22 protein-coding genes are annotated in these 22114 nt (G+C 70.2%); 15 read left to right on the top strand and 7 right to left on the bottom strand.

From position 1 onward, the window contains the following. Window positions 1–30 precede the first annotated feature (30 nt). The 3 genes from AN215_RS11605 (at window position 31) to AN215_RS11595 (ending at window position 1855) form a co-directional block, all read left to right on the top strand. The gene (locus AN215_RS11605) at window positions 31–999 is read left to right on the top strand and encodes an endonuclease/exonuclease/phosphatase family protein (protein WP_070009046.1); all 969 of its coding nucleotides are present in this window, start codon (window positions 31–33) and stop codon (window positions 997–999) included. 147 nt (window positions 1000–1146) lie between these two features. Continuing rightward, window positions 1147–1389: a hypothetical protein gene (locus tag AN215_RS11600; protein WP_070009045.1), complete on the top strand. Its 243-nt coding sequence runs from the start codon at window positions 1147–1149 to the stop codon at window positions 1387–1389. 247 nt (window positions 1390–1636) lie between these two features. Beyond that, a complete protein-coding gene (locus AN215_RS11595) occupies window positions 1637–1855 on the top strand; it encodes a hypothetical protein (protein WP_070009044.1) in 219 nt (72 codons plus the stop codon). Window positions 1856–2494: 639 nt separating this feature from the next. Here AN215_RS11595 and AN215_RS29820 read toward each other — a convergent pair. From AN215_RS29820 to AN215_RS11580, 3 genes are all read right to left on the bottom strand, one after another. Next, on the bottom strand, window positions 2495–2644 hold the full coding sequence (locus AN215_RS29820; RefSeq protein ID WP_171904165.1) for a hypothetical protein: 150 nt from the start codon (window positions 2642–2644) through the stop codon (window positions 2495–2497). A 282-nt stretch (window positions 2645–2926) separates the two neighbouring features. Further along, a complete protein-coding gene (locus AN215_RS11585; RefSeq protein ID WP_079122904.1) occupies window positions 2927–4135 on the bottom strand; it encodes a hypothetical protein in 1209 nt (402 codons plus the stop codon). 791 nt (window positions 4136–4926) lie between these two features. After that, window positions 4927–5373, bottom strand: coding sequence for a VOC family protein (locus AN215_RS11580; RefSeq protein WP_070009042.1), 447 nt, complete (start codon window positions 5371–5373; stop codon window positions 4927–4929). Between the two features lie 433 nt (window positions 5374–5806). Between AN215_RS11580 and AN215_RS11575 the strand changes: the two genes are divergently transcribed. Further along, window positions 5807–5986, top strand: coding sequence for a hypothetical protein (locus tag AN215_RS11575; protein ID WP_070009041.1), 180 nt, complete (start codon window positions 5807–5809; stop codon window positions 5984–5986). 117 nt (window positions 5987–6103) lie between these two features. Then, window positions 6104–6526 carry an SgcJ/EcaC family oxidoreductase gene (locus tag AN215_RS11570; RefSeq protein ID WP_070009040.1) on the top strand — a complete coding sequence of 141 codons (423 nt, stop codon included), beginning with the start codon at window positions 6104–6106 and terminating at the stop codon, window positions 6524–6526. 91 nt (window positions 6527–6617) lie between these two features. Here the strand turns inward: AN215_RS11570 and AN215_RS11565 are convergent, their stop codons facing one another. Continuing rightward, entirely contained in the window at window positions 6618–6944 is a 327-nt protein-coding gene (locus AN215_RS11565) for a MerR family transcriptional regulator (protein ID WP_070009039.1), read from the bottom strand. A gap of 1300 nt (window positions 6945–8244) precedes the next feature. Here AN215_RS11565 and AN215_RS11560 point away from each other — a divergent pair. The 6 genes from AN215_RS11560 (at window position 8245) to AN215_RS11535 (ending at window position 14974) form a co-directional block, all read left to right on the top strand. Continuing rightward, entirely contained in the window at window positions 8245–8952 is a 708-nt protein-coding gene (locus tag AN215_RS11560) for a class I SAM-dependent methyltransferase (protein ID WP_070009038.1), read from the top strand. A 166-nt stretch (window positions 8953–9118) separates the two neighbouring features. Beyond that, window positions 9119–9466: a hypothetical protein gene (locus tag AN215_RS11555; protein ID WP_070009497.1), complete on the top strand. Its 348-nt coding sequence runs from the start codon at window positions 9119–9121 to the stop codon at window positions 9464–9466. Window positions 9467–9633: 167 nt separating this feature from the next. After that, window positions 9634–11706: a PhoX family protein gene (locus tag AN215_RS11550; protein ID WP_070009037.1), complete on the top strand. Its 2073-nt coding sequence runs from the start codon at window positions 9634–9636 to the stop codon at window positions 11704–11706. A 245-nt stretch (window positions 11707–11951) separates the two neighbouring features. Then, a complete protein-coding gene (locus AN215_RS11545) occupies window positions 11952–12272 on the top strand; it encodes a DMT family transporter (protein WP_070009036.1) in 321 nt (106 codons plus the stop codon). A gap of 219 nt (window positions 12273–12491) precedes the next feature. Continuing rightward, window positions 12492–13874, top strand: a complete 1383-nt coding sequence (locus tag AN215_RS11540; protein ID WP_070009035.1) for an NAD(P)/FAD-dependent oxidoreductase — start codon at window positions 12492–12494, stop codon at window positions 13872–13874. A gap of 404 nt (window positions 13875–14278) precedes the next feature. Then, window positions 14279–14974 (top strand): dienelactone hydrolase family protein, encoded by a 696-nt coding sequence (locus AN215_RS11535; RefSeq protein ID WP_070009034.1) that lies wholly within the window; start codon window positions 14279–14281, stop codon window positions 14972–14974. A gap of 97 nt (window positions 14975–15071) precedes the next feature. Here AN215_RS11535 and AN215_RS11530 read toward each other — a convergent pair whose 3' ends face one another. Together AN215_RS11530 and AN215_RS11525 are read right to left on the bottom strand one after the other, a co-directional pair. Further along, window positions 15072–16016: a quinone oxidoreductase family protein gene (locus AN215_RS11530; RefSeq protein ID WP_171904164.1), complete on the bottom strand. Its 945-nt coding sequence runs from the start codon at window positions 16014–16016 to the stop codon at window positions 15072–15074. Window positions 16017–16126: 110 nt separating this feature from the next. Continuing rightward, window positions 16127–17071 carry a D-2-hydroxyacid dehydrogenase family protein gene (locus AN215_RS11525; RefSeq protein ID WP_070009033.1) on the bottom strand — a complete coding sequence of 315 codons (945 nt, stop codon included), beginning with the start codon at window positions 17069–17071 and terminating at the stop codon, window positions 16127–16129. A 159-nt stretch (window positions 17072–17230) separates the two neighbouring features. Between AN215_RS11525 and AN215_RS11520 the strand changes: the two genes are divergently transcribed. From AN215_RS11520 to AN215_RS11505, 4 genes are all read left to right on the top strand, one after another. Further along, window positions 17231–18622 carry a sensor histidine kinase gene (locus AN215_RS11520; RefSeq protein ID WP_079122903.1) on the top strand — a complete coding sequence of 464 codons (1392 nt, stop codon included), beginning with the start codon at window positions 17231–17233 and terminating at the stop codon, window positions 18620–18622. Further along, window positions 18615–19406 (top strand): response regulator, encoded by a 792-nt coding sequence (locus AN215_RS11515; protein ID WP_079122902.1) that lies wholly within the window; start codon window positions 18615–18617, stop codon window positions 19404–19406. Before AN215_RS11520 ends, AN215_RS11515 begins: the two co-directional genes overlap by 8 nt. A gap of 201 nt (window positions 19407–19607) precedes the next feature. Next, complete coding sequence (locus AN215_RS11510; RefSeq protein WP_070009031.1) at window positions 19608–20417, top strand: class I SAM-dependent methyltransferase; 810 nt, start codon at window positions 19608–19610, stop codon at window positions 20415–20417. 118 nt (window positions 20418–20535) lie between these two features. After that, complete coding sequence (locus AN215_RS11505; RefSeq protein ID WP_079122901.1) at window positions 20536–21558, top strand: DUF3048 domain-containing protein; 1023 nt, start codon at window positions 20536–20538, stop codon at window positions 21556–21558. 87 nt (window positions 21559–21645) lie between these two features. Here the strand turns inward: AN215_RS11505 and AN215_RS11500 are convergent, their stop codons facing one another. Continuing rightward, the gene (locus AN215_RS11500) at window positions 21646–22104 is read right to left on the bottom strand and encodes a nuclear transport factor 2 family protein (protein WP_070009030.1); all 459 of its coding nucleotides are present in this window, start codon (window positions 22102–22104) and stop codon (window positions 21646–21648) included. Between the last annotated feature and the right edge of the window lie 10 nt (window positions 22105–22114).

Below are 22114 nucleotides of genomic sequence, written 5' to 3'. Positions count from 1 at the left end.
GACCGAAACTTCACACACGGGGACCGGACCATGGAGGGCGCCATCCGTCGCGTGATTGCTCCGCTGGCCGGTGTCGTGGCCGCGGGTCTCGTGGCCGCGGCGGTGCTGGTCGCCGGCTCGGACGCGGAGACCCGGCCCGAGAAGCCCGCGTCCTCGTCGGGCGAGTACGTCATCGGGCAGTTCAACATGGCCGGCGGCACGACCGAGCACGGCGGGAAGAAGAACGGGCCGCCCGACGCCTTCGCCGAGGATGTGAAGAACCGCAAGCCCGCGTTCGTCGCGATGCAGGAGACCTGCCGCGACTGGGACGAGCGTCTGGAGGACCGACTGCCCGGCTACACGGTGCTGTTCAGCCCGGTCAGGAACCTCGCCAGGAACCCCGGGAGCCCCGCCCGCTGCCACCACCCGACCGACTTCGGCAACACGATCGTCTTCCGTCACGGCCTGGGCTTCGACAAGGACGACACCGACGTGCACCAGCTCGGCTCCACCTCCGGCGACGAGTACCGCGAAATGGTCTGCGTACGTTCCGAGCCCCGGAAGCTGGTCGCCTGCTCCGCCCATCTCACGCCCGCCGGGGGCGAGTTCCTGGACAGCCGCAAGCGCGAGGTGGCGACGGCCGAGCAGGTCCTGACCTCACGGTACGAGGACTACACCGTCCTGCTCGGCGGAGACATAAACGACCTGCCGCTCTCCGCGACGCTGGACCGCCTCTACGACCGCGGGTACGGACGCGGTGCCCGCGGCGCGTTCAAGGAGGCCGCGAGCCCTTGCGGCGATGAGATGAAGCCCGGGCGGAAGGCGGCGGAACTGCCGCGCACTAGGTACGCGCACTGCCGCTCGGGGGAGCCGACCCACAGCAGCGGGAAGATCGACTACCTCTTCGTGTCGCCGTCCGTACGGGTCGAGTCCAGCAGCGTGAGCTACTCCGAGCACTCCGACCACAAGCAACTCTGGGCACGCGTCGGCCTCCGGGCAGGCCGCGGAGGACACGGCTGATCCATTCCGGTCACAGAGTTTCGGATCACGTGAGGATCGTGCGGAGACGGTTTCCACGAGTGGCAGCGGGGTCCGCGAACATGTTCTGATCCCCCGACCTCCGGATTCACCGGAGGACTGTCCCCGCCCTGTTGATTGGAAGCCACCATGCGTGACATCACTCCCCAGATCGAGACCTCCGAACTCTCCGACGCCGACCTCGACAACGTGTCCGGCGGCGTGGGCGCCACCGTCGGCGGCAACCTCGCCGCAGGCCTGGACGGCGTCGCGGGCAGCGTGGCCGGCGGCGTCGACGGCGTCGGTGGCGTCGCGGGGAGCGTGGCCGCCGGCGCCCCCGGTCTCACCGGCAGCCTGCCCGCCGTGGGCGGTGTCACCGGCCTGGTGGGCTGACCGCGAGGAGCTCCTTCGCATTCAGGGGCCCCGGGGCGTGTGCGACGCATGCGTACCGGGGCCCTGCGCGCGCCCGGGTGCCACCGGTCCGGTGGGGCGGGGCTGAGAGTCAGTAACGAATCAGAAGATCACGTGAGGGTCATGGGGGAGACGAGTGTGACAAGTGGCAGAGGAGAGCGTCCAGATGGTCTGATCCCTAACTCCGGCTCTGCCGGAGCAGTGCTCCCGCTCATCGATTGGAACCTTCATGCGTGACATATCCCGGATCGAGACCGCCGAACTCTCCGACGCCGACCTCGACAACGTGTCCGGTGGCGTCAGCGCGACCGTCGGCGGCGGTATCGCCGACGTCGCCGTCACGCCCGGCCCGGGCGGCGTGGCCGCCAACGTGGACGTGGTCGGCGTCAACGGCACCGTGAACGCCGGCGTCCCCGCCGTCGAAGGCGCCTCCGGCATCGTCGGCTGACCGGCTCTCCGGACTCAAGGGCCCCGGGATCGCACGCTGTTCGCGTGCGATCCCGGGGCCCTCGTCCGTGCGCCGTGGCCTGATGCGCGGGCTCAGTCCACGGCGAAGACCTGCGCGTCGTCGGCGAACGCGCGGATGCCGTGGGCGGCTCACCCTCTCCACCCTCATCTGCACACCAACCTCCCAGGTCGTGTTCCCCGAATTCGGTCATAACGCCAACGACAGCGCGTTACTCCGGGACATGACTTGGTCCCTCGATCCCCGGAAATGGTTCACACGACGTCGCTACGCTCGGTCGCTGTAACAGGGCCCCGAACGATGTTTCCGCAGACCGGGCACGAACGCCGGCCAGTGGCCCGAATGCGGCCGGAGACGCGTGTTGCAGAACTTCCGTCTCGGTCTGCGCAAATAACCTGGGATCGAGCGCGAGAAATTCACTCGTCGCGGCCGAGATCTAAAGGAACCGGAGACGCAGATGCGTAAAGTTGCCAGGGCGGCCTTCGCGGGCACCATGGTCGGAGGTCTGAGCATTCTTTGTGTCAGCCTCGCCGCCGCCCAGAATACAAGCGTGGACTGCCGACAAGTAAACGGCACCAACGGAGCCCCAAGCCAGTTCACCGGGGCCGTCGACGGCTCTGGTCATTCCGATGCGAGAAACAGCAGCTCTTCCTGCGGCGTTGGGATCAGAAACAACAACAACTCGAGCGGCGACGCAGTCGGCGGGGACGTAACCGTGGTTGAGACCCCGACAACAATGGCACCTGCGCCGTAGGAATTCAGCAGCTTCATGCTTGCCCTCACGTTCTCGGGGGCTGATGACGACTCGTCCTCAGTGCGAGTGAGGAAGCCGGACCCGCGGCCGAAGTTCAAGCCAATTCCGCGCCACCAATGTGCCGATCGACGCGCGCACCGTGCATGCCGAGCGTCGCCGCGACTGCCGGCGCATCGAACTTCGAGATCTCTGCACCATGACTGCCATGGCCTTCTGTAGAGCGGGGAGCGTGTGTGTGGGGGCCGGTCCGCACTGTGGGTGTAGGGGTGGTGCGGACCGGCGTGGTGTTGGTGGGTGGGTCAGTTGTTGCAGCCGGGGGGGATGACGGGGCTGCCGGTGCAGTTGGTGGGGATGTTGCCGGTGATGGCGGAGGAGGTGAAGGTGATGGGGACGTCGGTGTATAGGCCGCCGGGTGCGATGGTGGCGTTGTTGCCGGTGACTCTGCTGCTGATCAGGGACAGGGGTGCGCTGTCGTTGTAGATGCCGCCGGCTCCGGTGGCGTTGTTGCCGGTGACTCTGCTGCTGATCAGGGACACGGGTCCGTCGTCGCTGTAGATGCCGCCGCCTTGTCCGTTGGCTCCCGGGAGGCTGTTGCCGGTGACGGTGGAGTTGCGGAGGGTCAGGGGGCTGGTGTTGTAGATGCCGCCCCCTTCGGAGCCGTCGCCGGTGCTGGTGTTGTCCCTGACGATCGTGGTGTTGAGGGTCATGGAGTCCGCATCGTTGTAGATGCCGGCGGCGAAAGTACCGATGGTGGTGTTGTCGCTGATGTTGCTGTTGCTGATGGTGACGGTGCCGCCGTCGGAGTCAACGCCGGCGCTGCCCTCCCCGGTTTCGTTGTTGCGGATGGTGGTTCTGCTGGCGGTCAGGGTTTCGTCGTCGCTGTCCAGCCCGCCGCCGTAGTTGTCTGCGTTGTTGTTGTTGAGGGTGGTGGTGCCCAGGGTGGTGGTGCCGTCGTTGCTGAGACCTCCGCCTTCATCGCCTGCGTCGTTGTTGCTGAAGGTGCTGTTGGCGATGGTCGCGGTGGCATCCTCTGTGATCTTGGCGCCGCCTCCGTCGGCGGCGGAGGTGTTCTCGGTGACGGTGACGTCGGCGAGGCGGAGGTTGCCTCCGGTGGATGTGAGGATGCCTCCGCCCTCGCCGGTGGTGTCCCCGCCTCGGATGGTGAGTCGTTGGAGGCTGAGGCGTCCGCCGTCGCCTACTTCGAAGATGCGGAACTGGTCGGTGGCTGAAGCGTTGCGGGCGATGGTGGTGTTGCTGCCGACGATGGTGATGGGTGTGGTGATGACGGGGAGGCCGTTCTCGTCGTTGTCGGCGGCGGTGAGGTCGTAGGTGCAGCCTGAGGCGAGAACGAGGGTGTCGCCGCCGTTGGCGTTGGCGTCGTTGATGGCGTCGATGAGAGCGGTTGCGGAGCAGGGCACGGCGGTGGCGGCGTGCGCGGCGGGGGCAGTGAGGGTGCCTGCGGCCAAAGCAGCGCCGGCGGCGGCGAGGACGACGCGGGTGGGCTTCATCGTGTCTCTTTTCTGCAGTGGGCAGGCCCCTCGACGGGCGCTGCCGGTCGTCGGTGGAGGCGACGGCCAGGGAGGACCGGAAAGTCCCGGTGCTTCCCGACCTGTGCTGCCAGTAATATGAGATTCCGAAACGGTGCCCCAAGAGACATGACGGGGCATCATCCCAACGGCCCTGCGCGCGTCAGCAACCTGCCACGCCGGCAGAACCCACTGCCTCTCCGTCACACCACCGGCGGCCCCGGCCACCACCAGGGCATATCGGCTGGGTTCGGGCCGCCTGCCCCGAGCGGATGATTCGTTCATGAATGACCGTTCGCCCCGACTCCGGGACGGGGGAGCGCTGCCGCGCAGCCTGGTGGACCGCCTCCATCCCGACTTGGGTTGTGCAGACCTCAACGTTCATTCGGTGTGGGCATTCCTCGCTTCACGTCCTGGCTTGCTTGCCACCGATCCCACCGATCCCAGCCTCGTCATCGCCTGAGAGACCGCGTTGGTCTCCTCCTGGACGGTGGCCGTGTGTCCAAGCAGTCGACACGCGAACTCGATGCGGTGCATATCGGTCTCAGACCGAACACGCGATGATTCGCCCAGAGGAAGATCCGTATGGGTCGACGCAGCACGGACCAAGCTCAAGACAGCGTCAGCCAAGGCGCTTGCAGAGGCCGCCGAAGGCATGTCGTCGGCTGAGTGGCAGCGAACCTGCTCCGAGAAGCTGAGCCAAGACGGTCTACCCCGTCCGGTGTCGCACCGGCCGGGGTCGTTTCTTGCTCTGGTGAGGCTCTTGCCGTGACTCAACCGGTGGCGAAGACCTGCGCATCGTCGGCGAACGCCTTGAACTCCAGGGCGTTTCCGGCCGGATCGCGCAGGAACATCGTCCACTGCTCGCCCGGCTGCCCCTCGAACCGTACGTACGGCTCGATGACGAACTCCGTGCCGGCCGTACGCAGCCGGTCCGCCAGCTTGTGGAACTCGGGCACGGCGAGGATCAGGCCGAAGTGCGGCACGGGCACGTCGTGGCCGTCGACGGGGTTGTGCGCACCGCCGGGCGCCGCGCCGCCGTGGCCGGGTGCGAGGTGGGTGACGAACTGGTGCCCGTGGAGGTTCCAGTCCGTCCAGGTCTCCGCGCTGCGGCCCTGTTCCAGGCCGAGGACGTCGCCGTAGAAGCGGCGTGCGGCGTCCAAGTCGTCGACGGGCACGGCCAGATGGAACCGCGGGACGGGGGAGTCGAAGATGCTCACGGGCTCTCGCCGCCTTCCTGTGGAGTGGTGCGCCGTGGAGGGCCGGCAGTCGACCGTACCCGGGCGTGGGGCTTGGGCCGTGGGGCGGGGCGTCGGGCGCGGAGTCAGGAGCCGTACGAGCCGCAGGTCGCCTGCTCACGCCTTGGATGGGCGCTCGGTCTCAGGCAACTTCAGGTCGCATCCTTTTGCGAACTGGGTATTCACACGCACGTCATCACACCTGATTTGCATGGCCCCTCAGCGGCGCAACTCCGGCCGCGTTGCCGCCAGCTCCCGCGGGCAAACCCCGTAGGCGCGGGCCCGCACCGCAAGCGCCCCAGCGAAGCCGAACTCATCGAGGTCTACGGCGTATCACGCCCCACCGTCCGTTCGGCCGTGGGGCGAGCTGCGGAAGCTGGGCGTCGTCGTCTCCCAGCACGGCAAAGGCAGCTTCGTGCGTCAGCAGGCCACTCCCACGGCCACCCTTGAGCGCACCGTCTACCGAGCAGGCAAGAGCTCTGTCAGCGGCGAAAGCTTCAGCGACGCCGAGGCCCCCGCGGTCTCCCGCAGCAACATCACCGGCCAGACAGCCCATGGCAAGCACGTCTGCGAAACCGGCGGCACCGCCACCTGAACGCCCGCCTCACCCAGCGGCGCCGGGTCGAGGACTCGCCAGCTATCGCGCCCTATCACCTGGCGGCCAGCGAGAGGAGTTGACTTCAACTTAAGTTAAAGTTCTAGGTTTTCCTCCATGGACACCACGAACTCCACTCTCCCCACCAGCGACGCAGACGAGCAGAAGATCCGCGAGTTGGTCGCGCGGTCCCAGGAGGCGCAGACCGACCCGGACGCGCTGCCTGCGCTGCACACCGCAAACTTGGTGATCGTCAACTTGGCCGGGCGGCGCCTCTTCGGGCGTGAAGCCTTCGCTTCGGCGATGGCCGAAGCGCTCTCTTCCCCGCTCAAGGACATCCGGACCTCGCTGGAGGTCGACGACATCCGGTTCACCACCCCAGACGTCGCTGTCGTCAGCCTCACCAAGACCGTGCACGACGAACGGTCCGAAGCGGAGGGCACGTCCGAGCTGCCTTCGGTCGGTGCCATGACCTACGTATTGACCCGCCAGGGCGACGACTGGCGCATCGCCCTGGCCCAGACGACACCGGTCCGCTGAGCGGTAAGGCCCTGGTGATTCTCGGTGTGCGGACGGTTCTGGTCGGGTCCGCGGCGGTGATCAGTTCGGCCGGGTCGGTGTTGGAACGCCGTTACGAGGTGGCGTCGCGGGTGCGCAGTTCTTCGTTGATGCGCTGGGCTTCTTCGAGTTGGTCTTCGAGGATGATGATCCGGCAGGCTGCTTCGATGGGGGTGCCGTCGTCGACGAGTTCGCGGGCGCGTGCGGCGATGCGTAGTTGGTAGCGGGAGTAGCGGCGGTGGCCGCCTTCGGAGCGGGGCGGGGTGATCAGCCGGTTCTCGCCGAGAGCGCGGAGGAAGGCGGGGGTGGTGCCGATCATGTCGGCGGCCCGGCCCATGGTGTAGGCGGGGTAGTCGTCGTCGTCGAATTTGTCGACGGGGCGGGAACTTCGAGGGGGCATAAACCTCTTCTTTCGGGGGCGCGTCGAGGGGCCCGAGTGCCGTACTGGCACCCGGGCCCCGAGCTTTCAACACCATCTACCGGCTGACTACACCGGGCTTCTTGTTCCGCTGGTCCGCCTCGGCGGGCGGAAGTGCGGGGATCGCGGCTGCGTGACCGGGGACCACCTTCCAATCCGGGGCCTGCGGTACCCGAGCGGTGTTCTGCTTCGCCCGGGCGATCCTGATGGCGGCTGCTCCTAACCTCGTTCGGTTACTCGGTTGTACTGCTTGATCTTGCGGGTGCTGAATGCGGCCCCTGGGGCCGCTCGGCCCGGCAGTCAGTGAGGGAACCCACCCTTTGCGGCTCCACCACTCCACTGCCGTTCCGCATCTTGCCGGACCTGCTTGCACGGCAGTTCATCTCTGCCGTGCCCTCTTCGACCTCTTGGCTACAGGCAGAACACTAACCCCGGCACGTACCGATGTCTACTCTCGCCGTGACAGATTTTCTTCACCAGTGGTGACGGAGGTTCTGCCTTTTGCGCACCCGGAAGAGTGACGTACGCGGTTGAGGCCCGGCTCGCCGGGCACAAGCTGAGCCCGGCGGCACAACCGACCCAGGCGGGGTGTTGGCGCATGAACGACATGAAGACGACCGGCACAGTGGCTCCCGGGCCCCCTGTCGTTCTCGAAGACGACAGCCTCGCCGGCATCCCCCGCGCCCGCGGGGTCGCCCGCGCCTTCATCGAGGATCTCGACCCGGCCCCGGACCCCGAGACCGCGGAAACCCTCGCCCCGGTGGTCTGCGAACTCGCCACGAACGCCCTGCGCCACGGTGGCGGCTACTACACCCTCCACCTCAGCGCCACCGCCCACACGGTGGACGTCGCCGTCAGCGATCTCAACCCGGCGCCCCCGCGCGAACGTGCCCCGACCTCAACGACGGCACCGGCGGCTTCGGATGGCACATGGTCCGCCTCCTCACCGGCCACATCGCCATCACCCTCGGCCCCGGCCAACAGGGCAAGACCATCCACGCCCGCCTCACACGATGACCGCACCCAACGGCGTGCATCGGCCGGTTGCCCAACTCCGCACGCCCCGACGGATAACCGACGCCCGCGTCTGTGGGTGGCGCTGACCCGCCAGGGAGCAAGGGGGAGAGATCAAGAGCAATGGCAGTTACGGCGAGTAATGAAGGAGCCCGTACGAGCCGCAGCACGTTCGGGTGAAGCCGTCCCGTCCGGGCCCGGGCGGGAGGCGGCGGGCCTACGGTGACGGGGCAGGTGACACCATCGCCCGCACCCTGCGAGGAAACGCATGCCTCTCACGTCGAAGAGCCTCCCCGAGTACTGGGACACGTACAAGCCGCACAAAGGGGACGGGGCGCCGTCGCCCCCGGTCGTCGACTCCTTCGAGTGGACGCAGTATCCCGGGCACGGCCCGGGAGCCGGCTTCCTCGGACAGCCGCGCACAGCCCTGGAGCTGGGCTCGGCCGAAGGGAAGGAGGCGGTCTTCCTCGCCCGTATGGGCGTCGAGACGACCGCGCTCGACTTCTCGCCCGCACAGACCGCCCGCGCGCGCCTGTGGTGGGAGGGCACGCCGGGGCTCTCCTTCGTCAACGCGGAGGCCTGCGACCATCTCGCCGACACCTCCGCCACCTTCGACGCCGTCTTCTCCCGCTGGGGCGCCGTGTGGTTCACCGATCCGGAGAAACTGATCCCGCTGATCGCCCGCAGGCTCAACCCCGGTGGAGTGCTGGCCCTTTCGCAGGCCGAGCCCATCGAGGGCTTCTACGGGCCGCAGGCGATGTACGGCAACGGCCTCAGCGGACGCAGGCTGCCCGTGCTGCGCTGGTCGTACTCCACGGAGATGTGGGAGGACCTGCTGAAGCGCAGCGGCTTCACGGGCGTCGAAGCCTCCGTACTGCCCGCGCCGGAGCCCGACAACGTCGGCACGCTGATGGTGCGGGCACGTATCCCGGCTGCCCCGGCGGTCCCGTCCGTGCCGAAGAGGCGCCGCCGCTGACAGGCTGAGCAGACGCACGCGGGCCCGTACGAACCGGGCCGCCGCGGCGCGGAAGCGGAACGGCCGAGGGAACTAAGGCGCGGCCGGCGGCGTCAGTTCCGTCATGGAACCGAGCGAACCGCGTGAACGGCGTGCGGGGCCTGAAGGGCGCGAGGGGCCGGCGGCCGTGGCTGCCGGGTGCCTGGTCACGGCCGTCGCTGCGGCCGTCGGCTTCGGAGTCTGGCTCGAAGGCGCGGCACCCGGGCTGCGGGGATCCTTCGAGGGGCGGCGCGACCTGAGTCTGCTGTACATCGAACTGCCGGGCATGGTCGCAGGCTTCCCCCTGATCACCCTGCTCACCTGGTCACTCACGCGCGCCGTGCTCCGCGGCAGGGGCGGGCCCGGGGCACGCCGCACCGTCAAGGCCGCGGTCGTGGTGCTGACGCTGCTGTTGCTGTCGTGGGCGTGCGCGGTCTGGCTGGACCACCGCATCGTGGTGGCCTTTCCGGACCAGTGCTCGGGCGCGCCGTGCTGACCTGAGGGCCGCCGGCCGCCGTCGGCGGCACTCGTCGACGACCGGCGGGCTTTCGTGAGCGTGCGGGGGTGGGACGGGGTTCACCCGTGGTTCATCGTGAGGTTGCCTCTTCGCGGGGCTGTGCCCATAGCGTCACCGCCGTAGACACGGGAGATCCGGAGGGGACCATGCGCAAGCTGCTGACGGTGCTCGGCTCGCACCCGGGCGGGAGGTCCGCCATGACCTGCCGCTACCGGTGTGGGGACGCCTGCTTCCACGAGGCGCCCAACACCAGCGGCAACGAGTACGCCGGAGACGTCATCGCGCGTGCCCTCTCGCGCCGGGCCGTGCTGCGCGCCGGGGCCGTGGGCGGGACCGTCGTCGCGGTGGCCGGTACGGGGGCGTGCAGCTCCGGGCCCGCCGGTGCGGTGTCTGCGGAGGAGGCCAAGACGAAGGGCAAGCCCGCGAAGGGCCTGCGTTTCACGCCCGTCGAGCCGAACACCGACGACAAGGTGACCGTCCCGGAGGGCTACGGTCAGAACGTCGTGATCCGCTGGGGCGAACCGATCCTGCGCGGTGCGCCCGACTTCGATCCGGAGAAGCAGACCGCGAAGGCGCAGAAAGGGCAGTTCGGTTACAACAACGACTTCCTGTCGCTCCTGCCGCTGAAGGAGCAAGAAGGCGACGAGAAGCGGCAGTTGATGGTCGCGAACCACGAATACACGGACGAGGTCCTGATGTTCGCCGGTTACGACGCCGACGACCCGACCCGTGAGCAGGCCGAGATCGGCTGGGCTGCGCACGGGCTGTCCGTCGTGGTGGTCGAGGGCGAGAAGAAGTCCGGAGCCCTCAAGGCGGTGCCGCGCCACCGCCTCAACCGCCGCGTCACCGCCACCACGCCCTTCGAGGTCACCGGCCCGGCGGCCGGCAGCAAGTGGCTCCGTACGTCCGCGGACCCCGGGGGCCGCAAGGTGCTGGGCACCCTCAACAACTGTGCGGGCGGCACCACCCCGTGGGGCACCACGCTGCACGGCGAGGAGAACGTCGACCAGTACTTCGCCAACACCGACGAGGTGAAGGACGAGGAGCACAAGAAGCGGCTGCAGCGCTACGCGCTGAAGGGCACCGACACCGAGCGCAAGTGGGAGCGGTTCGACGACCGCTTCGACGTGACGAAGGAGCCGTACGAGCCGCACCGCTTCGGCTGGGTCGTCGAACTCGACCCGTACGACCCGGATTCGGCGCCGCGCAAGCGCACCGCGCTCGGCCGGTTCAAGCACGAGGCCGCCCAGCCCCGGCTGACGAGCGACGGCCGCCCCGTGGTGTACATGGGCGACGACGAACGCTTCGAGTACCTCTACAAGTTCGTCTCGTCGAAGCGTATGCGGCGCGGTGACAGCCGTGCCGACAAGGAGCACAACATGACGCTCCTGGACCACGGCACGCTCTACGTCGCCAAGCTGACCGGGGACAGCCCCGAGGACGAGATCGACGGCTCGGGCGAACTCCCCTCCGACGACCACGAGTTCGACGGCAAGGGCAAGTGGATTCCGCTGGCCACCGGCGACGACTCGCATGTGAAGGGCATGACCGCCGAGGAGGTCTACGTCTTCACGCGCATCGCCGGCGACAAGGCCGGGGCCACGAAGATGGACCGTCCCGAGGACGTCGAACCGAGCCCGCGCACCGGGCGCGTCTACGCCGCGCTCACCAACAACACCGACCGCGGCGCCGCAGGCAAGGCGGGCCCCGACGAGGCCAACCCCCGCAAGGGCAACAAGCACGGCCAGGTGCTGGAGTTCACGGAGAAGGGCGACGACCCGGCCGCGCGGAGCTTCTCCTGGCGGCTCTTCCTGGTGTGCGGCGATCCGGAGGACCCCTCCACGTACTTCGGCGGTTTCCCCAAGGACCAGGTCAGCCCGATCTCCTGCCCGGACAACGTCACGTTCGACGACTACGGCAATCTGTGGCTCTCCACGGACGGCAACGAACTCGGCTCGCACGACGGCCTGTTCGGCGTGGCCACGGCTGGCCGGCGGCGCGGCGAGGTGCGGCAGTTCCTGACCATGCCCAACGCGGCCGAGACCTGCGGGCCGATCGTCCAGGACCGGCGCGTGCTCGTGTCCGTACAGCATCCGGGCGAGGAGGACGGGGCGAGCGTGGAGAAGCCCGCCTCCCAGTGGCCGGACGGACCGGGCGAGTACGTGCGCCCCTCCGTCGTCAGCGTCTGGCGCAAGGACGGCGGAGACATCGGCGTCTGACGTGGCTCCCGGCGGCCGGGCCTCCCGGCCGCCGGTCTTCCGGAGCCCGGCCTCCGGGTTCCCGGCCTCCGGGTGCTCGGTCTCCCGGAGCCTCGCCTTCCGGGGCCTCGTCTTCCGGTGCCAGGGCTCCCTGGCGCCCGGGCTCCCGCTCCGCTCCCGCGCGCGTGTGATCGACTGCCGGTGGCAGCCGGCTGGGGCTGCCCTGAGGCGGCCCGCGCTGGAGCGGGCGGAGTGGAGCGCGTGCGATGAGTCTCGCCTGGGTGGTTCTGATCGCATCGGGGCTGCTGGAGACCGTGTGGGCGAGCGCCCTGGAGGCGTCCGGCCATTTCCACAGGCTGTGGCCGTCGCTCCTCTTCGCCGGTGCGCTGGCGTGCAGCATGGCCGGACTGTCGTACGCGATGGGACACATCCCGCTCGGGACCGCCTACGGCGTCTGGGTGGGGATCGGAGCCATCGGCACCGCCGTGTACGGGATGGCGGCGCTCGGCGACCCCGCCACGGCCGCCCGTCTGCTCTGCCTGCTGCTCATCGTCGCCGGCGTGGTCGGGCTGGGCTTCCTCCGCTGACGACCCCGGGCCGGGCGTTCCCCGGACCGGGCCCGGTCCCGAACCGGACGCTGCCCCTGCACCTCCACCCCCGCCGCTTCCCGCGGGTCCCCCGGCCGGACCCCGAGCGGATGCGGCCCGCGCGACCCCGTGCCAGCCTTTGCGCACGGGCCGCCTCCGGCGGTGACTGACGGACCACGGTTCCACGGACCCCGGCGAGTGAGGGCGGGTGAAGCGGCCATGGAGCGACCCAGGGTGCTCATCGTCGGAGGCGGCTTCGCCGGAGTGCAGTGCGCGCGGGGACTGGAGCGCGAACTCTCCGAGAGCGAGGCGGAGATCTCCCTCATCACCCCCGACGACTACCAGCTCTACCTCCCGCTCCTTCCCCAGGTGGCCTCCGGCGTGCTCGCCCCCGAGGCCGTCGCGCCCGCGCTACGGCGCGTCCTGCGCCGTACGCGCATCGTCCCCGGCGCCGCCATCGGCGTGGACACCTCCGCGAAGGTGTGCGTCGTACGGCTGATCACCGGCGAACTGGTCAACCAGCGCTACGACTGGATCGTCCTCACACCCGGCAGCGTCACCCGCACATTCGACATCCCCGGCCTGGACCGGCGGGCGCGCGGCATGAAGACGCTGGCCGAGGCTGTCTGGCTCCGCGACCACGTCATCGCCCAGCTCGACCTCGCCGCGGTCACGCACGACGAGGCGGAGCGTGCCGCACGGCTCCGGTTCGTCGTGGCCGGCGGCGGCTACTCGGGGACGGAGACGGTCGCCTGCCTCCAGCGGCTGACGTCCGCGGCGGCGTCCCGCTACCGCCGCGTCGACCCCCGCTGGATCAAGTGGCATCTCATCGACCACGCACCGAAGCTGCTGCCTGAGCTCGGCGACCGGCTCGGACACAAGGCGCTGCAGATCATCACCGCACGGGGTACTCAGGTCTCGCTCGGGGTCTCCGTGTCGGCGGTTTCGGAGGGCTCCGTCACGCTCACCGACGGCCGCACTCTGGCCAGCCACACCCTCATCTGGACGACGGGCGTGACCGCCAGCCCGCTGATCGACACGCTCGGCGCGGAGACCGTGCACGGGCGGCTCGCGGTACGGGCCGATCTGCAGGTGCCCGGCATGGAGGGAGTCTTCGCGCTCGGGGACGCCGCGGCCGTGCCCGACCTGGCCGCCGCCCGTGGCGCCGGTGACGGTCCGCCGCCCGTCTGCCCGCCCACCGCGCAGCACGCCATGCGGCAGGGGCGGCGGGCAGCCCGCAACGTCGCCGCCGTTCTGCGGGGCAGGCCCACGAGACCGTACGAGCACAGGAACCTCGGGCTCGTCGTCGACCTCGGCGGGCGGGACGCGCTGGCACGTCCCCTCGGTGTCGAACTGAGCGGACTGCCCGCCCGGTTGGTCACCCGCGGCTACCACGTCGCGGCGCTGCGGACCAGCAACGCCCGCTGCCGCACCGTCGCGAACTGGCTGCTCGACGCCACCACCGGCAACGACTTCTTCCGCACCGGCTACCTGGCCGGGCAGCCCGCCACACTCTCCGGGTTCGAAGGCACCGGCGAATACCCGACACCGGAGCGCGTCCGCGAACTCGCGCACGACTCCTCCGTGGCCGGGGAGTGCTGAGGCCCGCTCATCAGCCTGCGCACAGCCTGCGCCCCCGGCCTTGCCGTCCTCCGGCCTTGCCCTCTTTCCCTTCCCGCCCTGCCCGCGCCCTGCCCCGCTTCCGTCCCGGTCGCTTCCGCTTGGTCCATCGGCCGTCTGCCAGTTCCCGCGTGAGCGTTGTGCGGCAGGGAGCTGGCGGGTTCGTGCCGTCCGTGTGCGATCTTCCACTTCGGCGGGTTACCAGGCTCGCGGACGGGCACCACCGGAGGCGGAGGGCCGACGGACGGGCCGTATGCACGAGGTCGTGTGTACGGGCCGCACGCACGGCCCACCCGCACGTCCGCCCCGTACGTCATGCCAGTCGCTGCACGACCGTGTGCCGTCCCGTACGGACGGCACCCCCGAGGAGAAAGGCGGGTCATCCCGTGTCCGCACCACCGCTGCGCCAGAACCTTCGCTTCGACGCCGACGGCGTGGAGATCTACGGCTATCTCGCTCTTCCCGAGGGCGGCACCGGTCCCGGTGTCATCGTCATCCAGGAGTGGTGGGGGCTGACGGACCAGATCGCCGACGTGGCGGACCAGTTCGCCGCCGCCGGCTATGTGGCGCTCGCCCCCGACCTCTACGGCGGCCGCACCACCCACGACAGCGACGACGCGGCACGCCTGGCCACGGAGCTGCCGATGAACCAGGCGGTGCGCGAACTCACCGGCGCCGTCGACTACTTGCTCGCACACGACGCGGTACGCGGCGACTCGGTGGGTGCCGTCGGCTTCTGCATGGGCGGCGGCTTCGTACTCGCGCTGGCTGCCGCGGCGGGGGAGAAGATCGCGGCAGCGGTCCCGTACTACGGGGTCACGAGCGACGACGAGGTGGACTTCTCGGGCGTCCGCGCCGACGTCCTCGGTCACTACGGCGAGCTGGACGAGAACGCCACACCCGCCCGGGCCGAGGAGATCGCCGCACGAATCCGCGCCGAGTCCGGGGCGAAGGTGACCATCGAGCGCTACCCGGCGGGCCACGCCTTCGCGAACGAGGAGAACCACCTGGGCACTTACGACCCGGACTCGACCCGGCTCGCCTGGGAGCGCACCCTCGCCTTCCTGGAGAAGCGCCTCTGACGGCACGGGTACCGGCGCGACGCCGGGCCGCGCCGGGCGGTCAGGCCGCCGGTACGACGTCGGGCCGGCGCTGCGACGTCTGGACCGTGGCAGGACCTCAGGGCAGCAGTACGACCTTGCCGCCGGAATGGCCCTCCGCGAGGAAGCGGTGGGCCTCCGCCGCCTCCGCGAGGGAGTACGTACGCGCGACGGGGACCTCCAGTTCGCCCCGGCGCGCGAGGGCTACGAGCTGCCGCCAGGCATCCGCCCTGATCCGGGTGCCCGGGTCGGCGTTCGGGGCACCGCCGATCAGCTTGATACCGGTGTCGCCACGGTCGAAGGCGAGGACGGAGACGATCCTGCCGCGGTCCGGGACCAGTTCGAGCGAGGCGTCGATGGCCTCTCGGGTGCCCGAGGTGTCGACGACCGCGTCGACGCCTCCGGGTGCGGCCTCGCGCACCCGCTCCAGGAGGCCCTCGCCGTAGGGCAGCGCGGTCGCTCCGTACCGCTCGACCGCCTCCAGATGCCCCGTGCCCGCCGTGCCGATCACCCTCGCGCCCGCCGCGGCCGCGATCTGCACGGCGAGGAGGCCGACGCCGCCCGACGCCCCGTGGATCAGCAGTGTCTCCCCCTCGGTGACACCGACGACCGTGAGGGCGTGCACCGCGGTCCCCCCGGCGAGCAGCAGCCCGGACGCCGCCTCCCACGACATCTCGGCCGGCTTCGGCACGACGCCGGCCGCGGGGACCGTGAGCTCGGTCGCGTAGGCGCCCGGTGCGGGGTGGGCGATGACCTCGTCCCCGGCGGAGAGCGGACCGTCCGGGCCCTCCGCGCCCTGCCCGACGGCGGTCACCACGCCCGAGAGCTCCAGGCCCACGGGCATCGGCAGGGCCGCCGGGTCGTCGCCCATGGCACCGCTGTAGAGCTTGTAGTCCACCGGGTTCGTGCCGATGGCCATGGCCCGCAGCGTCACGGAGCCCGGCCCCGGCGCAGGCACCTCCGACTCGATGAGGTCGAGCGCCTCCGGCCCGCCGTACGAGTTCGCCACCACCCGTTTCGCCATGCCGCGGTCCCTTCGCACGTGTGTCCGTCACCGCCAGGGTCGCACCGGGCGGTGCCGTACGCGCGGCGGGCGGGGGCGGGCCCTGATTCACGGGGTGGGCGGGCCGTACCTCACGGGGTGAGCGTGCGCACCGGCTTCCCGTCCGCCCAGGCGGTGATGTCCTCGACCGCCTCCCCGTAGAAGGTCCGGTAGGTCCCCTCGGTGACGTATCCGATGTGCGGCGTCAGCACGGTGCGGGGCGCGGTGCGCAGCGGGTCGTCCGCCGGCAGCGGTTCCACGTCGTAGACGTCCAGGCCCGCGCCCGCGATACGTCCCTCTATCAGGGCGTCGACGAGCGCGTCGGTGTCGACCAGCGGCCCGCGCGAGGTGTTGACGAGGTACGCCGTGGGCTTCATCCACGACAGCTCCTCCGGGCCGATCAGGCCCGTGCTGCGTTCGCTGAGCTTGTAGTGGACGGTCACGATGTCGGCCTCGGCGAAGAGGGTCTGCTTGCTGACCGGCTCCGCCCCGCGCTCGCGGGCCGTCGCGGGTTCGAGGTTGCTGCTCCAGGCCAGTACGCGCATGCCGAAGGCCCTGCCGACGGCGGCCACCCGCGAACCGAGCCGTCCGAGGCCGACGATGCCGAGGGTGCGCCCGTAGAGGTCGCCTCCGATGGAGTGCTGCCACTGGCCCTCGCGCACGCCGGTGGACTCGGCCGGGATGTGGCGGATCAGCGACAGGATGAGGCCCCAGGTGAGTTCGGGCGTCGCGGTGGCCGGGCTGTGTGTGCCGCAGACGGTCACGCCGTGCCGTTCGGCGGCCGCCACGTCGATCGCGGCGTTGGCCATGCCGGTGGTCACCAGCAGACGCAGGTCCGGCAGACGCTCGAACCGCTCGGCGGTGAAGGGGGTCCGCTCGCGCATGGCGACGACGACGTCGTAGCCGCGCAGCGCGGCGACGAGGGCGTCGGTGTCGCCGAAGTGCTCGTGGAGGAAGGTGACTTCGGCGTCCAGGCTCTGCCAGTCGGCGAAGTGGTGGGCGGCCTGCTGGTAGTCGTCGAGGACGGCGACGCGCACAGTCGCTCCTTCCTGCCGGGTTCGTACTGACGTTCATCCGCTGACCTGGACCTTAACCCCACACGGCGGAACTGTCCCCTTGTCGTACCTGAGGCGGAGATGCGGTGACGGGACCGCAGGCGGATGTCACCGTGCGGCCGCCCTCGTACGTTCGTCCCCATGGACATCGAGGGGCCGCACGGCCAGGGCTTGTTCCGGAGGTTGTTCCCGGGGTTGTTCCGTGACCTCGTGCGGGACGCGTTCGTCTTCCGTCCGCTGCCTCCGGCCGGCGGGATCTCCCTGCCGGGCGGTGCCGGGCGGTCCGTACCGGCGGCCGCACGGAATGCGCTGCGCTTCGCGCCGCACGGCGGCCTGCTGATGGCCGTCCTGCTGCTCGTGACGCTGCAGGCCCGTGCCGAGATCGGCCTGAGCGAGAAGCTTCCCGGCATGGCGCTTCTCGCGGCAGCGCTGCTGACGGCGGCGTTCTGGCCGGTGGTGTCGGCCTGGCTGCTGCTGGTGGCGACGGCCGTCAGTCTGTTCCGTCCCGGCGCGGTGGCGGCTCCGTTCCCGTTCGCCGACCTGTCGCATTCGAACGTCCTGCAGTACGGCTCCCAGGAGCGGCCGTGGGCGTGGGCGGGACTCTTCGCCTTCGCCGCCCTGCTGGTGGTCCTCGGTCTGCGGTTGCGCGTACGGGCCGTGGCCTGGCTCTGGGTGCTCGTGGTCGCGCTCGCGGCGGTGGGCAACGGGCCGTTCATCGTCGGTACGTCGGTGACCGCCCTCCTCTCGGGGCTGATGCCGCTCGTCGCGGTCGTCTCCACGGGCTGGCGGGAGGCCCGCGAGGAGGCGGCCGCACAGGCCGTCGCCGCGGACGGGGAACGCTCGCGGCGCATGCTGCTGGAGGAACGGGCCGCGATCGCAAGGGAGTTGCACGACGTGGTCGCCCACCACATGTCGGTCGTCGCCATCCAGGCGGAGGCCGCGCCGTACCGGGTCGCGAATCCACCGCCCGAACTGGAGAAGGCGTTCGGGAACGTACGGGAGAACGCGGTCGCCGCGCTCGCCGAACTGCGCCGGGTGCTGGGCGTCGTACGGGACGTACGGCCCTCGTACCCGTCGCCGTTCGCGCACGGGGGGATGCCGTCAGGCGGTGGTGGTGCGGAGGTCCCGCAGCCCGCTCTCCGTGACCTCGACGCGCTGCTGGCGGGTGCGGAGGCCGCCGGGCCGCGGCCGGTGAAGACGGTGACGGGTGCGGTGCGCCCGCTGCCGCGCGGCGTGGAACTGTCGGCGTACCGCATCGTCCAGGAAGCCCTGAGCAACGCGCTGCGGCACGCTCCCGGGACCGCCGTCCGTGTCGAAATGGCCTACAGCACGGACGGGTTGGGGCTCCGGGTCGTCAACGACCCGCCCTCCGTGCCCGCACCGCCGTCGCCGGGCGCGGGACACGGCCTGACGGGCATGCGCGAGCGTGCCGCGATGCTGGGCGGGCGGCTGACCGCCGGCCGCAGGGACGACGGCGGCTTCGAGGTGTCGGGATATCTGCCCGGCGACCGGGCAGGGGCCGTGAATGGATGAGGAGGAGGTGATCCGCGTGCTGATCGCCGACGACCAGGAGATGGTGCGCGAGGGATTCTCCGTACTCCTCGGCAGCCGGCCCGGCATCGAGGTGGCCGGTGAGGCCGTCGACGGCCGCGACGCGGTGCGGCAGACGGCCGCCCTGCGCCCCCACGTCGCCCTCCTCGACGTGCGGATGCCCGTGATGGACGGCCTGGAGGCCACCCGGGAGATCGCCGCGGCCTTCCCGGAGACCAAGGTGCTGATACTCACCACCTACGACCTGGACGAGTACGTCTACCGGGCGCTGCGCGCAGGCGCGAGCGGGTTCCTGCTCAAGGACGCGCCGGTCCGCCAACTCGCTGAAGGCATAAGGGTGGTGGCCGGCGGCGGTGCGTTACTGGCTCCCACGGTCACGCGTCGCCTCATCGCCGAGTTCAGCCGTCTCGACGGCGAACGCGCGGGCCTGCATGCGCCGTTGAAGGAGCGTGTCGCCGAACTGACCGTCCGGGAGACTCAGGTGCTGGCACTCGTGGCACAGGGCCTGTCGAACGCCGAGATCGGCGAGCAGCTCTTCGTCGCGGAGTCGACGGTGAAGACCCACGTCGGGCGCGTTCTCGAGAAGCTGGCCCTGCGCGACCGGACGCAGGCCGTGGTCTTCGCGTACGAGAGCGGGGTCGTCGAGGTCGCCGGCCCCGACCCCGTCACGGAACCCGGCACCGGGACCGGCACACCCGCCGCAACCGGGACCGGCACACCCGCCGGCAGACGCACGCGAGCCGAGAGACGCACGCGCACCGACTGAACCCGCGGGACGGCAAAGGCCGTCGGCGCCCCGCGCCCGGCGCCGACCGGTGCCGCCCGCACATTCCCCGCTTCCCGCGCCGCACGGCCATGCCCCTTCCGCGCCCCGCATGCGAACGTGTCCGACATGGCCGGTCATTCGTTTCGGCATGTGTCGAAACGCCGTCGGGGCGACACCGGAACAACCGAGGAGTACACCGTCATGCCCAAGAAGACCCCGCGCTCGCTGGCAGCCAACCGGTCGAGGCTGGCCCACAAGGTCTCGTACGCGCTGCGGAATCCGGCGCGCGTCGCCCCGTACGTGCGCCGTGCGGCCCGTGACCGCTGGCTGCGCTTCAAGCACCCGGACCACGTCGGTTACTACCGCGCCGTGATGGCCTCGGACACCGCCAACAACCCGGAGGCGGCCGTCGGAAGCCGCAGTCACGACCGGTGGCTGGCACTGGGGCAGATGCAGTTCGACTTCCTCAAGGACCACGGACTCCAGCCGCAGCACCGCATGCTCGACATCGGCTGCGGCAACCTGCGCGCGGGCTGGAGGTTCATCCAGTACCTCGACTCCGGCAACTACTACGGCATCGACATCTCCCCCGACATCCTCATCTCCGCGAAGAAGACCCTCACGCGTTACGAACTGCAGGAGAAACTCCCGCACTTGACCCTCACGCACGACCTGCGGCTCGACTTCCTGCCCAGCGGGCACTTCGACGTCGTGCACGCGCACAGCGTCTTCTCCCACTCGCCGGTCGAGGTCATCGACGAGTGCCTGGCGAACGTGGGCCGGATCCTGGCGCCGCGCGGCTTCTTCGACTTCACCTTCGACCGCACGGAAGGCGCCGAACACCAGGTGCTGCGCGAGGACTTCTACTACCGGACGGAGACGCTCACGGCGCTGGCGGAGAAGCACGGGCTCGTCGCGCGCTTCATGGACGACTGGGAGAAGCTCCCGCACGGCCAGTCCAAGATCCGCGTCTCCCTCGCGGACACCGCGGCCGCGCCCCCTGGGAGCTGACAGCGGGGAAGCGATGCGTGTGAAGCGTCACGAGTGGTATTGACGGCGCGGCGCCGCACGGATTTCGTGGACTGTCTTACGAATCCCCCCACGACGGAAGGCAGTTCACATGCGAGGCATGACCACCGGCTCGCCGTCATCCGGCGGCAGAACGGGAGGCATACCTGGGGCCACGCGCCTCCTGGCCACGCTGGCCGTGGTGGCGCTGGCCGCCGGAAGCACGGCAGGCACCTCGTCCGCCAAGGAGGCTCCGCGACCCCCGTCCGGGAAGGCCGCTCAGTCCTCCCAGCCCTCCCAGCCGCGCGAGGCCACCTCCCCCTTCACCGGGCTGCCCGCCGAGCCCGCGCCGGTCCTGGCCGTGAAGATCGACAACCACAAGGACGCACGGCCGCACACCGCGCTGGAGGACGCCGACATCACCATCGTGGAGAAGGTCGAGGGCGGGCTCAGCCGGCTGCTCGGGATCTACTCCAGCAAGTTCCCCGAGTCGCTGGGACCGGTACGCAGCGCACGTGCGTACAACGTCGAGCAGCTGCGCATGTTCGACCGGCCCGCGCTCTCGTACTCGGGTGCGCGCGCAGGGGTCGAGGACCTCATAGAGAAGTCGCCGCTGCACGCCCGCTCGCACGACAAGTACCCCGAGCCGTACTTCCGCGGGGGCGACAACGAGGCGCCGCACAACCTCTACGTGCATCCCGATCAGCTTCTCGACACCGCGCCGGAGGCCAGCAAGAGCGCCGACATCGGCTTCCGCTTCGCCGACGCGGCCCCGGAGGGCGGCGAGCCCACGGCGGAGCGCTCGGTGGACTACGGCTCGGCCGAGACCGGCTTCGAATGGTCGGAGAAGGAGGACCGCTGGCTCGCCTCCTTCGACGGTGCTCCCGCGACGAGCACGGGCGGGGCGCGGCTCGGCGGCAGGACGGTGATCGTTCAGAAGGTGGCCATGCCGCCGGACGACGCCGGCACCCCGTACGAGGAGACCGTCGGCAAGGGCAAGGCGACGGTGCTGCGTGACGGCAAGGCGTACGAGACGACCTGGGAGCGGCCGACGGCGGAGTCTGGCACGACCTTCACGCTGCCGAACGGCGAGCCGATGCCGTTCGACCGCGGCAACGTGTGGCTGGTCTACGAGGAGGCGTGAGGGCCTGACGGCCGGGATCAAGGTGTGAACGGTGTCAACGGCGGGCGGACGGACTGCCGTTGACACCTCGCGTTCCGCTGCGCGGCCTCACCGCAGCGGAATGCCCGCCCCGCGCTGGGACTCCGGGCGCGGCCCGAAGATGCGGCGGTCGCTCTCGGCGATCGGTACGTCGTTGATGCTGGCCTCGCGGCGTGACATCAGGCCCTGCGAGTCGAACTCCCACAGCTCGTTGCCGTACGAGCGCCACCACTGCCCGTCGGCGTCGTGGCACTCGTACTGGAAGCGCACGGCGATGCGGTTGCCCTCGAAGGTCCACAGGTCCTTGCGCAGCGCGTACTCCAGCTCGCGCTGCCACTTCCTGGTCAGCAGGTCGACGATCTCCGCGCGGCCGTTGACGAAGGCGTCGCGGTTGCGCCACACCGAATCCTCCGTGTAGGCGAGCGAGACCTTGTGCGGATCGCGGGTGTTCCAGGCGTCCTCGGCGGCCTGGACCTTCTGACGCGCGGTCTCCAGGGTGAACGGCGGCAGTGGCGGGCGAGCGTTCATGGCGGGGGTG

It is taken from the genome of Streptomyces abyssalis (genome assembly GCF_001751365.1).
Lineage (GTDB): Bacteria > Actinomycetota > Actinomycetes > Streptomycetales > Streptomycetaceae > Streptomyces > Streptomyces abyssalis.
The sequence above is the reverse complement of the archived record's forward strand: the minus strand, read 5'-3'. Positions and strand labels throughout refer to the sequence as shown.

What these genes read in the sequence shown, in the direction of transcription:
- AN215_RS11505 (WP_079122901.1), top strand. Translation starts at nt 20,536, where the DNA reads ATGACCACCGGCTCGCCGTCATCCGGCGGCAGAACGGGAGGCATACCT.
- AN215_RS11500 (WP_070009030.1), bottom strand. Translation starts at nt 22,104, where the DNA reads ATGAACGCTCGCCCGCCACTGCCGCCGTTCACCCTGGAGACCGCGCGT.
- AN215_RS11605 (WP_070009046.1), top strand. Translation starts at nt 31, where the DNA reads ATGGAGGGCGCCATCCGTCGCGTGATTGCTCCGCTGGCCGGTGTCGTG.
- AN215_RS29820 (WP_171904165.1), bottom strand. Translation starts at nt 2,644, where the DNA reads ATGAAGCTGCTGAATTCCTACGGCGCAGGTGCCATTGTTGTCGGGGTC.
- AN215_RS11600 (WP_070009045.1), top strand. Translation starts at nt 1,147, where the DNA reads ATGCGTGACATCACTCCCCAGATCGAGACCTCCGAACTCTCCGACGCC.
- AN215_RS11545 (WP_070009036.1), top strand. Translation starts at nt 11,952, where the DNA reads ATGAGTCTCGCCTGGGTGGTTCTGATCGCATCGGGGCTGCTGGAGACC.
- AN215_RS11595 (WP_070009044.1), top strand. Translation starts at nt 1,637, where the DNA reads ATGCGTGACATATCCCGGATCGAGACCGCCGAACTCTCCGACGCCGAC.
- AN215_RS11585 (WP_079122904.1), bottom strand. Translation starts at nt 4,135, where the DNA reads ATGAAGCCCACCCGCGTCGTCCTCGCCGCCGCCGGCGCTGCTTTGGCC.
- AN215_RS11550 (WP_070009037.1), top strand. Translation starts at nt 9,634, where the DNA reads ATGCGCAAGCTGCTGACGGTGCTCGGCTCGCACCCGGGCGGGAGGTCC.
- AN215_RS11540 (WP_070009035.1), top strand. Translation starts at nt 12,492, where the DNA reads ATGGAGCGACCCAGGGTGCTCATCGTCGGAGGCGGCTTCGCCGGAGTG.
- AN215_RS11565 (WP_070009039.1), bottom strand. Translation starts at nt 6,944, where the DNA reads ATGCCCCCTCGAAGTTCCCGCCCCGTCGACAAATTCGACGACGACGAC.
- AN215_RS11510 (WP_070009031.1), top strand. Translation starts at nt 19,608, where the DNA reads ATGCCCAAGAAGACCCCGCGCTCGCTGGCAGCCAACCGGTCGAGGCTG.
- AN215_RS11570 (WP_070009040.1), top strand. Translation starts at nt 6,104, where the DNA reads ATGGACACCACGAACTCCACTCTCCCCACCAGCGACGCAGACGAGCAG.
- AN215_RS11530 (WP_171904164.1), bottom strand. Translation starts at nt 16,016, where the DNA reads ATGGCGAAACGGGTGGTGGCGAACTCGTACGGCGGGCCGGAGGCGCTC.
- AN215_RS11520 (WP_079122903.1), top strand. Translation starts at nt 17,231, where the DNA reads ATGGACATCGAGGGGCCGCACGGCCAGGGCTTGTTCCGGAGGTTGTTC.
- AN215_RS11515 (WP_079122902.1), top strand. Translation starts at nt 18,615, where the DNA reads ATGGATGAGGAGGAGGTGATCCGCGTGCTGATCGCCGACGACCAGGAG.
- AN215_RS11560 (WP_070009038.1), top strand. Translation starts at nt 8,245, where the DNA reads ATGCCTCTCACGTCGAAGAGCCTCCCCGAGTACTGGGACACGTACAAG.